At 64.4% G+C, this 11932-nt stretch carries 7 protein-coding genes; 1 reads left to right on the forward strand and 6 read right to left on the reverse strand.

Annotated elements, in window-relative coordinates; all coding sequences use genetic code 11:
* Positions 1-340: 340 nt before the first annotated feature.
* Positions 341-5143, forward strand: a complete 4803-nt coding sequence (locus ACTWP5_RS24980; protein WP_443223357.1) for a DEAD/DEAH box helicase — start codon at positions 341-343, stop codon at positions 5141-5143.
* A 193-nt stretch (positions 5144-5336) separates the two neighbouring features.
* Here the strand turns inward: ACTWP5_RS24980 and ACTWP5_RS24985 are convergent, their stop codons facing one another.
* The 6 genes from ACTWP5_RS24985 to ACTWP5_RS25010 all read right to left on the reverse strand — a co-directional run bounded on the left by ACTWP5_RS24985 (position 5337) and on the right by ACTWP5_RS25010 (position 11705).
* Entirely contained in the window at positions 5337-5768 is a 432-nt protein-coding gene (locus ACTWP5_RS24985; RefSeq protein ID WP_443223358.1) for a hypothetical protein, read from the reverse strand.
* 277 nt (positions 5769-6045) lie between these two features.
* Entirely contained in the window at positions 6046-7122 is a 1077-nt protein-coding gene (locus tag ACTWP5_RS24990; protein ID WP_443223359.1) for a restriction endonuclease, read from the reverse strand.
* A 230-nt stretch (positions 7123-7352) separates the two neighbouring features.
* Positions 7353-7688 carry a hypothetical protein gene (locus ACTWP5_RS24995; RefSeq protein ID WP_443223360.1) on the reverse strand — a complete coding sequence of 112 codons (336 nt, stop codon included), beginning with the start codon at positions 7686-7688 and terminating at the stop codon, positions 7353-7355.
* 693 nt (positions 7689-8381) lie between these two features.
* Positions 8382-8678, reverse strand: coding sequence for a hypothetical protein (locus ACTWP5_RS25000; protein WP_443223361.1), 297 nt, complete (start codon positions 8676-8678; stop codon positions 8382-8384).
* Positions 8679-8844: 166 nt separating this feature from the next.
* On the reverse strand, positions 8845-11469 hold the full coding sequence (locus tag ACTWP5_RS25005) for a DUF3987 domain-containing protein (RefSeq protein ID WP_443223362.1): 2625 nt from the start codon (positions 11467-11469) through the stop codon (positions 8845-8847).
* Entirely contained in the window at positions 11466-11705 is a 240-nt protein-coding gene (locus ACTWP5_RS25010; protein WP_443223363.1) for a hypothetical protein, read from the reverse strand. Before ACTWP5_RS25010 ends, ACTWP5_RS25005 begins: the two co-directional genes overlap by 4 nt.
* Positions 11706-11932: the final 227 nt, after the last annotated feature.

The raw sequence follows: 11932 nt of genomic DNA on the forward strand, positions 1-11932 counted from the left end.
AGCATGTGAAGCTCCGGGCGGACAGGTTGATCTTGGTCGACAACCCATCTACCAGGAGCTTCACCCCTTCCCGCACCCAGCCCCCACCTCAACGCCCCACGGCCTCAGACAGGTTGGAAAAGGCTCAGTGACGCAGCATGGCAAGGGGGGTGCCCTCGATCGACCGTCGGCCAAAGCCTCATCCGGACACTGATGGAGAATCAGGTCAGACCGTGGCCAACCAGTCTGAACAAACACGCTGAAGTGCCGCTGGAACTCGGTGCGTTAGTCTTCCGAAAGAGCGTCAAGTGCGATCGTTTGGGTGCGCGGTTCTTGCGCACTGGCTGGGAGGGGCAGCGGAGTGGCCACGACGGTGCACGACATCCTCAGGTTGTTCCGTGACAGCTCGGAGACGAACCGTGAGCGGGGGACTCGCTTCGAGGAGCTCATGGTTCAGTACCTGCGCACGGATCCGCAGTGGTCCTCGCAGTTCAGCAACGTGTGGATGTGGGCTGACTCGCCCCTCGCGAGTGAGGACAAGCGTGACGTCGGCATCGACCTGGTCGCGCGGGACATCGAGACGGGCGGCTACTGCGCCATACAGTGCAAGTTCTACGAACCTGACCACACAGTTCAGAAGGGTGATATCGACTCCTTCTTCACCGCGTCGGGCAAGGGTTTCTTCAGTCGCCGACTGATCATCTCCACGACGGAGAAGTGGGGCTCCCACGCCGAGGAGGCCCTGGCTGGACAGCAGATACCCGTCACCCGCATAGGGCTGGCCGACATCGCCGCCAGTCCCGTCGACTGGGACATCGTCTGGCCCAAGCCCGGCGAGAAGATCGAGCTGCGCCTTGGGCACAAGAAGTCGCTACGACCCCACCAGACGGAAGCGGTCGACGCGGTCTTCTCCGGCTTCGCGGATCACGACCGTGGCAAGCTGATCATGGCGTGCGGCACCGGCAAGACGTTCACCTCGTTGAAGGTGGCCGAGCGCCTGGCAGCGGAGAAGGGTGAGGGCGAAACGACGCGCGTCCTCTTCCTCGTCCCGTCCATCTCGCTGCTCTCCCAGAGCCTGCGCGAGTGGACCGCCGAGTGCCAGACCGTGTTGCACAGCTTCGCGGTCTGTTCGGACACCAAGGTCAGCAAGCAGGGGCGGGACAGCGACAGCCAGGACATGAACACCCATGATCTGGCTCTCCCGGCCACGACCGACCCCGATCGGCTGCTCCAGCAGATGACGCGGGTCGAGACCATGCGCGGCCTGACCGTGATCTTCTCCACCTATCAGTCGATCACCACGGTTGCCGAGGCACAGAGGAAGGGGCAGCCGGACTTCGACATCATCTTCTGCGATGAGGCCCATCGCACGACCGGCGTGACCCTGGCCGGCAAAGACGAGTCGCAGTTCGTCAAGGTGCACGACAACGACGTCATCAGAGCGAAGCGCCGCCTGTACATGACCGCCACCCCGCGGCTGTTCGACGACAACACCAAGAGCACCGCCAAGCAGAACGACGCCGTCTTGTGCTCCATGGACGACGAAACGCTCTACGGCCCGGAGTTCCACCGCCTCGGCTTCGGCAAGGCCGTCGAGCATGGTCTGCTCACCGACTACAAGGTCCTCATCCTCTCCGTTGATGAGCAGTACGTCGCGACCTCTCTGCAAGCACAGTTCGCCGACGAGAACAACGAACTCACCCTCGACGACGCGGCCAAGATCGTGGGCTGCTGGAACGGCCTCGCCAAACGCAGCGGACACGCCCTGGACGGCAGTGGCTTCACGCACGGCGAGCCACCCATGCGCCGCGCCGTCGCGTTCGCCCGCAACATCGCCGACTCCAAGCTGATCACCGACCGCTTCGCCGAGGTCGTCCAGCAGTACGACCGGACTGACGAGGACTTCCTGCGCTGCGAAGTCCAGCACGTCGATGGAAGCTTCAACTCCCTGGAACGCAACAAGCGCCTGAACTGGCTCAAGGAGGACCCGGGCGAGAACACCTGCCGGATCCTGTCCAACGCCCGCTGCCTCTCCGAAGGCGTAGACGTCCCGGATCTCGACGCCGTCCTGTTCCTCCACCCGCGCAACTCCGTCGTCGACGTCGTCCAGTCGGTCGGTCGAGTCATGCGGAAGGCTGACGGCAAGGACTACGGATACATCATCCTGCCCGTCGGCATCCCCGCCGGCATGCCCCCGGAGACAGCCCTCGCCAACAACAAGCGCTTCAAGGTCGTCTGGCAAGTCCTTCAGGCCCTCCGCGCCCACGACGACCGCTTCAACGCGACTGTCAACCAGATCGACCTCAACCAGAAGCGCCCGGACAACATCCTCGTCGGCCACGTCGGTCCCGGCGACGAGGTCATCGGCGACGGCAGCGGCGGCGACAAGCCGGATAGCCAGCTCCCGATCCAGTGGCCCATCGAGGAGTGGCGCGACGCGATCTACACCAGGATCGTCACCAAGGTCGGCGAGCGCCACTACTGGGAGGACTGGGCGAAGGACGTCGCCGTCATCGCCGACCGCCACGTCGCCCGCATCAAGGCCGCCCTGACCGACCCCGCCAAGCGCGCAGCCTTCGAGCAGTTCCTCAAGGAGCTTCGGGCCAACATCAACCCCGGCATCGATGAGACCAGCGCCATCGACATGCTGGCCCAGCACCTCATCACCAAGCCGGTCTTCGACGCCCTCTTCGCCGGCTACGAGTTCTCCACCCGCAACCCGGTCTCCCAGGCCATGCAACGGATGCTCGACACCCTGGAGGACCAGGCCATCGGCAAGGAGGCCGAGACCCTGGAGTCCTTCTACGCCTCCGTCCGCACCCGCGCCGAGGGCATCGACAACCACGAGGGCCGTCAGAAGGTCATCACCGAGCTTTACGAGAAATTCTTCAAGACCGCCCTTCCCAAGACTGCTGACGCTTTTGGCATCGTCTATACCCCGATTCAGGTCGTAGACTTCATCCTTCGTTCAACCAACCAAGCCCTGAGCAAATACTTCGACGGCTCCCTGTCGGACGAAGGCGTCCACATCATCGACCCATTCACTGGAACGGGCACATTCATCGTGCGCCTGCTCCAATCTGGTTTAATCAAACCGGAAGACCTACTGCGCAAGTACACGAGCGAGCTGCACGCCAACGAAATCGTGCTTCTCGCGTACTACATTGCTGCTGTCAACATCGAGGCCGCTTTTCACCAGCAATATCAGGGCGGCGACTACACACCATTCGACGGCATCGTGCTCACGGATACGTTCCAGCTTGCCGAAGACAACGAGCAGCTGGAAATCGTAATGTTCGGCGACAACAGCGAGCGCGTGCAACGGCAACAGGCCCAGGATATCCGCGTCATCATCGGAAACCCGCCGTATTCAGCCGGACAGACGAGCCAGAATGACGACAACCAAAACCAGTCCTATCCCACGCTTGACCGACGCATCGAAACGACGTACGCGAAGCTGTCTAGCGCGTCTTCTAAGCGGACGCTTTACGACTCATACGTGAAGGCCATTCGATGGGCCTCGGACCGAATTAGCGACGAGGGCATCATCTGCTTCGTATCAAACGGCGGCTACATCGACAGCAACACTGCGGTTGGCCTGCGTCTGAGCTTGGCAGAGGAGTTCGATGCAATCTACTGCTACAACCTGCGCGGCAACCAACGCACAGTAGGCGAGCAGTCGAGAAGGGAAGGCGGCAAGATCTTCGACTCAGGCAGTCGGAGCACCGTCGCAATCCTTCTCCTAGTCAAGCGCAACAGGGCTGCCAGCTCTGCCACCGACTGCAAGCTCTTCTATCGTGACATCGGCGACTACCTCAGCCGTGAGCAAAAGCTGGCCATTCTCGGGGAGCAGGATCTCGACACAGTCGAATGGCAGCAGATCTCTCCCAGCCCTGAGGGCGACTGGATAAATAAGCGAAACGACGCCTTCAGCAACTTCACGCCACTCGGGATGAAGGTACCGAAGGGGCAACCCAAACCGGTTACGGTCTTCGAGACCTACTCCCTCGGCTTGGGAACAAATCGGGATGCCTGGGTATACAACTACTCGCAAGATAAGCTCGTCGCGAATGTCGAACGAACCATCGACTTCTACAACAGCCAGGTGGATGCCTTCCTTGAGTTTTGCGAAACAAACGGAATCACCGAACCAAATAGCCATGTAGAATCGTTTATCAACCGCGACCCAGCACAGATCAGCTGGTCATCAAGTCTCATTCCCAAGGTGGCGCGAGGCCGACGCATCGAGTACCAGAGCGAGCATGTTGTTACCGGCACATACCGTCCCTTCAACAGGCAAGCGCTCTACTTCGACAAGGATCTCAACCATCGCGTTGGCCAGCTGCCGAAGATCTTCCCGGGGCCGGAACTGCCGAACTTCGGCTTCTATGTGAACGGATTTCACGCCCACAGCGAAGTCGCGGTACTCGCGATGAATGATATTCCCTGCCTTGACGTATTCGGAAAGGGAGGGCAGTTCTTTCCGCGATACAGCTACCGCGAGGTCGGTGCCGCAGACGATCTCTTCGGAAGCTCAGAGGCGCCCGGTTTCGAACGGATCGACAACATCACCGACAGCGCCCTCGTGAGCTATCAGGAGACCTACGGCAAGGAAGTGACGAAGGACGATATCTTCTACTATGCTTATGGCCTGCTGCACAGCCAGCAATACCGGGACCAATTCGATGCGGATCTGAAGAAGTCTCTCCCGCACATACCCAAGGTCCACAATTTCCACGGCTTCGCAGAGGCCGGCCGCAAGCTGGCGGATTTGCATATCGGCTATGAGTCTGTCGACCCGTACCCTCTCGAAGAGAGAGTCACTAATGCATCTTCCGCTTCGGTCGAGAACCTGTATCGCGTACAGAAGCCCCGCTTCGGCCCGAAGGGTGATCAGTCGCTGATCGTCTACAACAGCAACGTTGTCCTCACGGGCATCCCCGAGGAGGCACACCGGTATCGTCTTGGGCCTCGGTCGGCTATCGAATGGGCCGTTGATCGTTACCAGGTGAAGACCGACAAGGCGAGCGGCATCATCAACGATCCCAATGACTGGTCTGATGACCCGCGGTACGTCATCGATCTCATCAAGAAGATCGTGACGGTCAGCGTGGAGACCGTACGAATCGTGGATGCACTCCCTGCGCTCGACCTCCTTGAGTGAATCCAGTCTCATTCACTGCCACAGTCCACCACAGATCTGACCTTCATGTTGATCAACGAGCAAATGTCTCGGTCAGACGCAGGCTGTAGCCCAGAGACTCCATGTAGGCGGCAGTCGCGGCGAGTGGGTCGGGGTCGTCGATGCTGAGTGGAGTGAAGGCGAAGTCGACACGACCCGGATGGGAGGGACAAGCTCACCGTCGGTTCGAGGTGCCAGTGCCTGTGCCCACTGCGGCTCGACCGAAGACCGGCCCTCCGGACTCCGGTTGATCAGCTGCTCGTTGTAGGGGAACTGATGAAGGACATGCCCGTCGCATGGTGGCGTGCACCAGGTTCAGGCAGGGTGCCGGGCCGACGACGGGCAGTTGGCAGGCGGTGGCGACATCGTGGGTTTCCCATGCCAGGACCGCTTCATCGGCGCCGGCCGCAGAGGCGATATTCGATAGTTCGGCGATCCCCTTCAGCGCGTCCTCGCCGACATAGAGCGGGCGTGCCCAGATCAGGCCCACCAGCTCGCCGCGCACCAACGGCATGATGACGGGCCTGGGCACCACACCTTCTGCGAGCGACGCGGTGTAGGCGCTCCTCATCGAGCCGACCAGCGCATCCCACATCCGTGCTTCCACGGCCTCCCCCTCGCACTCGACTGATCAACGATCACGATGACCCTGCCATGACCACCGTGAGCAGACAACGACTCTTGGAAATCCTGCCAGCTCCCGGGGATCAACCGGTCTCTGCCAGGCGCTTCCGGCAGAAAGATGCTCCCGCTGTTTCTCCTCCTCCCGCTGCCCCGCTTCCCGACGATCCTTCTACCACCTCGTCTCGCTGATCGCGCAGGTCGCTTGCTCGCTCAGGACTCTCCTCGCTCCCGTCGGCTGAGATGGTTCCGGCTCGGTCCGGTCACGCCGTCGCGGGAGCGTCGATCTGTTGATCGACCTGGCCCATTGCTCCTCCACCGCCATAGCAGTCTTGATCGGCGTTGTTTGAGTTCGAGAGGGCTTTGAGGTCCAGGATTTCGGCGAGCGGTACGCCCCAGGTGGCCCAGTGCTCTAAGTCCATCCAGTCGATCGTGTGGATGTTCTGCGCGTAGGCGAAGCGCGTCGCCGGCCAGGAGAAGCGGCCGTTCGTCACTGCGACGACGACATCGGCCTGGTGGACCTGCCGCGCGGTGCCGTTGAGCTGCTGCAAGGCCGGAGACCCCACCTTGGTCGCGCCTCTGCGGGTGTGCTTGCACTGGATGACCACCCGAGTCTGGCCGTCAGGCGCGACGGCGATGACGTCGGCGCCCAGGTCACCGGTCCCGCCGTGGGCCCGTACGAGGCGGAAACCGTCACGCCGGGCAAGGGCGGCGACGGTGCGTTCGAACTCCGTGTGATGCATGGCGTCGATCCGTTTGCGGCTCACACTGGCCGGAGACTGGCGGAAGGCCGTCAGCCTGGCCTCGCGCAACGCGAGGGCGTGCGTCTGGTTGCGGTCTTCGGCAAGGATCTCCTTGACGCGTTGCTGGGACCGGAGGCACTGGCGTGGAAGCTCGGCAAGGGCTTCGAGAGGGGATGGCTCGGTCTTCTCGCGTCGGTCGTAGCGCTGGCGCAGTTCCTCGATGCGGCCGTAGTCCTCGCTCATCTCCCGCCACGCCGTGGTTGCCTGCTGGAGCATCTGCTCGGCGCGCGAGAGTTCCTCGCCGAGGTGGTCGTAGGTCTCCTGAGCGATGTCGCAGTAGGCGAGGGTCGACGGTACGTCTGCCCAGCCGTAGCCTTCTGCCCGCTTCTCGGCGTGATCTCTTTCCCGCTTGACCGTCTCATAGTGCTCACTGAGCTGCTGGCGGATGGAGCGCGCGAGGTGTCCTTCGTGGACCCACAGGAAGGCGGCTAGGAGGTCGTCATAGCCGGCCTGGCCGATGGCTTCGCCGATCGCCTTCCTCAGCTCCTTGTCCTCGAAGCGCGGAGGGTTGACGGCTGCGTTCTGGTAGAGGATCACCGCAGGAGACTACCTAGAGCCACTGACAGTGGCCTGAGCGCGACTGCGTGTGCCTCGTGCTCGGCCACGCGAGATCGCGCTGGAGCTCAGCGGCAGGTGCAGGGTGTAAGCCGATCTGCGTAAACGCTGGGCGAGTGGACGAGGTCGGCGCTCGCGACGCGCGTCCTCCCTCACGGACGTGTCCATGTCTGCGCTCGCCTGCGGAGGCAGCGGACGCACGGCCGGCCCGGCTACCACGCTCGCGAGCAGTGACCCCAGCAGTTGCCGACCGCCCACCACACCAGGACGCCGTGCAGTTCCGCCCCCATCAGCCTGTCCGGTATGGGGGGCATGCTTGCCAGCTCCTCGTCCGTCCAGCGGGAGGAGTCCAACCCTGCCGGACGGCGCACAGGAGTCCGCGCGCGGGTCGTGGAGGGCTCCCACAGGCCCGCCCCCGCCCGATAGGCCGCACGCAGGCGGTTCCCCTTGACCGCCCCGGCGGAGCGGTTGCACGCGGCGTGCGACCATCCCCTGTATCCCTCGCCGTCGTCGTGGTGGTCGAGGTCGAGTTGGTCGCCGAGCAGCATGATGCCGCCGCAGCGGACGCAGGGCGTGCCGTACGCCGTCTCCCGCGTCTCCGCGACCAGCCGGCGATGCTCAGCCCCGTACCGTGTCCGGCGGTGGCGCGGGCACCGTTTCGCGGGCCTCCCCCGGAGCTGCTCGAACGGCGCCCCGCATTCTGTGCACGTGAGTCTCATCTGGAAATCCCCCTCCAAGATCATCTCTCCCAGAAATTTACCTCGGAGAGAGAAATCTTTCCATAGCGGGGTCCTTAATCATCTCATTCCCGCGTCGGCACCCCGCCCCCCTACCTTTCCGATGAGAAGGTGTGCCGTGCCGAGGCAGCCATGGGAGTATCTATCCGTTGTCGAGGTCGTTAAATCTTCGCATCCTTTAAGTCAACCACCACCCCCTACCCCTCGGGGCGAGAGGTAGGAGATAGGGACCGTGAACCCGATGGCGAGCGGGCCACTGGTGTGAGCCTGGACGCGATACCACACACTACGGAATATCCGCGAGCTGGCTCTCAAGGACGGCACATGCGCATCGACAACTACGATCAATGGACGACAGGGAAGCGGATTACACGAGCACGAAGAACAAGGGCTTGCCTACTGATGCAATGGCTTTGAACGACGTTCTGACCAAGACAGGAAAGGTGGCAAGTCGTTCATTTTTCACACTAGAGCAAGGCATTCGTATGCATAGCAATGGAGATGTTATCGATTGTCTGTGACGAAGATCGTGAAGTGCATTCCTGTGCTGCTGTCGATGACCACGGTGCCACCGGTCTCGTGCGCGGCACGCATCGAGTCGGGGAGATCGGGCAGGGTGCCGTTCAGCACCGGGCAGCCGGCGTCGTGCGCCACGTCGATGTGGTCGATCCCGTCCGGGTCGGGAGCGCGGAGGCTGATTTCGCTGTGGCAGTGCCCGCAGCGGTAGGCGTCGGCATAGGCCATCGCGGCGCTGCGGTCCGGGCGGGGACGACGGGAGCGGTTCGGCTTATGGCGTCCCATGGTTGATCTTTCCCTTCGGGTTGGAACAGCGGCTCTGGTGGCGCGGAGAAAGCGGAAGAAGCGGCAGAAGGTCGTTTTCGCTGGTCAGGACCTTGGACCTCGAATCCCTTTTTCCGCAGGTGCGGAGAAAGGGATTCGGGCCTTGGCAGGTCAGTGGCTTAATCCGCTACTTCCGCTTCCTCCGCCGCACCCGCTTGGCGGGCCGACCGGCGGTCGGGATCTCGTACTCTTCGTAGTCGCCGAGGCTGATCAGCTCGGCCACGAGGGCGTCGATCTGCTCCTTCTTCCGGTGCTTGTTGAAGCACTCGTTGGTGATCGCCGTGCGCGGGACTCCTTCATCCCCGGCCGCGTCCACGAATTCCTTCAGCCGATCGAGGTCCGGGTTTCCGGACCCGTTGGCGAACACGTACCAGGCGGAGTCCTCCACGTACGCCCACATCGCCAGCGCTGCCAGAAGGTGCTCGGCATCGACCTCGCGGCGTCCATCGAGCAAGGCGGTGATCAGCGAGAGGCGGATCACCTGGGGGCGGGCGCGGCCGATCGTCTCCGCCACCTGCCCGTCGTTCACGTCCCGGGCGAGCCGGGCGTACTCACTGGCCCAGAGCTCCTCCGCCGCCGTCGTGCGGTACATGCGGTTGACCTTGCTGGCGGAGACGATCCGATCCACCAGGGTCTCAGCGAGGCGCTCCACGGTCTCCTCCGGCAGGTTCCCGCCCGAGGGCAGGAGCTTGGAACGTCGGGAGAGGACCGGCAGGAAGCGGTTCGCGGTGCCGGAACTGCGTTCGACCTCGCTCAGCTTGACCCGCAGCTCCGAGGGCGTGATGTGACCGACGACGGCGATGTGCGTGCCGGTCGCCCTCCTGGGGTTCACGGTCTCGGTGCGAAGGTTCCCTCCGTCCCATGCCTGGCGCAGCGTGGTCAGCAGCACGTTGCCCTCGCGCTTGCCCTGGGCCAGGACGGAGGCGAACTCCGACTCGACGACGAGAAGGCGCTTGTCCGGGACCCCCTCGTCGAACTTGGAGTTGTTCGGGTCGGCGATGCCGTTGCCGTCGCGGACCAGGTTGATCAGCCCTTCTCCGGAGGAGAGGCCGTTGACGATCTTCTGGTCGACGAAAGCGCCGGCCTCAAGCGGACGCTGCCTGGCTGCGGCGACGAAGATCCGCCGGATGGCCCACCAGGACGTGCCCTTCACCCCGCTGGAGGTCTTGCCGATGATCAGCGGCCAGATGCGCGCGCCCTGCTCGCAGTCCCCGGCGAAGATGTGTGGACGGGGACCGATCATCGCGCCGGCGGCGGCGTAGAGGGTGAACAGCAGCGCCGCCAGGTCGGCCTCGGTCTCCGGCCCGATCGTCCGCACGATCTCCCCCGGGAAGCCATAGACGGCTTCCTCCGGCAGCACGGGCCACGGGCGGGTGGCAGCGTGCGCCGGGTCGACGATCACGGTGGTGGCCTGGCATCCGGTGCCGAGGTCGCGCGCGCCTCCCGCAGGCTGGCAGCGGCGAGCCACCTCGTCGAGGACATGGCGGGGGAGCCGTCCGCCGGGCCCGTCGATGGTCGTGCCGGCCGCCGCGCACAGAAGGTCCGCAGCCGCGGCACTGGTATCGCCACCGTAGTGGAGCTCGGCGAACAGCCGACCCTTCGTCAGCTTGTTCCCCGGCGCCTGCCGGCCGACAGGCAAGTCGGACCGCTCAGACCAGTTGACGGCCACGTGCTCGTTACAGAGCAGGCTGTACTCGCTGCTTGCTGAACCGGCGGCCCCGGCGGGTCGCAGCCACATCTCGCGGCCGTCGCTGTGGGTACCCTGGTAGCTCCAGCCCGCAGGCTGAAGGATGTCCGCCCAGGACGCGGTGTCCTGGAGGACGTCGAAGGGGCCGTCGTGGTCCGCGGGGCCAGCGAAGGGCTGGCTGAACTTGGATGCCGCGGTCGACGCGGCGGGAGTGCCTTGGCGCTCTGCGCGGCGCTGCTGCTGTTCCTCGGCGGCCTGCTCCAACAGCTCCCGGGCGGCGGGAGCCAGCCGGTCGGCGACCGCGATGAGATAGTCGAGGTCGTAGCGGGTGCCGGCACCGGGTCCGATGCTGGCGAGCCGCTCGATGCCCTCCTTGCGGTTGATGGTGCCGGGCAGCTTCATCAACCGGTCGAGGTTGCCCACCTCGCCGTCCCACGACCAGCCGCGGCGGTATGCATGGGCGGCGAGGATGACCTGCCACCCGGTGGTGAGCTGCTTGATGCGGGCGCGGTCCTCCTCGCCGTCGATGAGGTGCGGCGTGGTGAGGATCCACACGGGGTTGTAGCCGCCACCGGAGTGGGCCCATCCGGACGGCTCGGGGAGGCCGGACTGGGCGACGATCTCGATGATGGCGTCGGCGTTCGGGGGCGCGGGCAGGTCGTCGGGGCCGGGCTTGTGGCCGATGGTGCCGAAGTCGCCGTCGGCCCACAGGTGGGTCAGACCGTGAGCGAGGTCTTCGCCGCCACGCCTCCCCTCGGGCGGGTGTTCCCGCAGCGTGGTGACCTGCACATAGATGCCCTGCGGGCGGCGCTGATCCAGCCCCATGGCGTACGCGACGGCGGCCTCGATGCCTCGGCCATCGGTGGGGAAGCGGCGGCCAGCCTTGTCGGCGTCGGACCACACGCTGATGAGGCCCGGCACGCTCCCGTACAGGAGCTTCAGCCATGCGCGCATGGCGTCGGCATCGGGGAGGGGCAGCGTGGGCTGGTCGACGATGGGGTCGCGGCGTACGATCGATGCAGCACTCTGGATGGGGCCCTGGCCGGGGCCCTTTCCGCTGTTCACGCCACCGCACCCCCGTGCTGGGACTGCTGCGCGCGGCGTGCTGCCTTGGCAGCGCGGGCGCGGGAGGACGCCAGGGCGAGCCGCTGGAAGTGCGCCTTCCTGAGGTGCTCGGCGCGGCGTGCGCGCTCCGCAGGGGTGAGGGTGCCGTCCGGGTCGGCCTGCTTCTCGAACTTGTCGAGGAAGGCCGTGCGGGCTGGGAGGGTGCGAGCGGTGGTGTCACCGCAATTGGCCCACATCTCGTGGGCAGCGATGGAAGCGCGAAGATGGCGCTGCTCGGGAGTCAAGGCAGACACGAACCAGCCCTCCTGGGCTTAGTCCGGGTTGCCGACTCCGGTCACGCGGCTTGGCCGCCGACAGATATGTTGAACGATACGCTATCAGATCGTCCGATCGCGTCCTCGACGTCCGCCCGGCGCACGTAGCCGCGTCCGTGGCGGGGGCAGATGGCCACCAAGTGCTCCGG

It is taken from the genome of Streptomyces sp. 4N509B, assembly GCF_052245655.1.
GTDB lineage: Bacteria > Actinomycetota > Actinomycetes > Streptomycetales > Streptomycetaceae > Streptomyces.

Bases quoted from the DNA above. Each gene is read 5' to 3' on its own strand.
- ACTWP5_RS24995 (WP_443223360.1), bottom strand. From the start codon at position 7,688: ATGCTGCTCGGCGACCAACTCGACCTCGACCACCACGACGACGGCGAG.
- ACTWP5_RS25010 (WP_443223363.1), bottom strand. From the start codon at position 11,705: ATGTGGGCCAATTGCGGTGACACCACCGCTCGCACCCTCCCAGCCCGC.
- ACTWP5_RS25000 (WP_443223361.1), bottom strand. From the start codon at position 8,678: ATGGGACGCCATAAGCCGAACCGCTCCCGTCGTCCCCGCCCGGACCGC.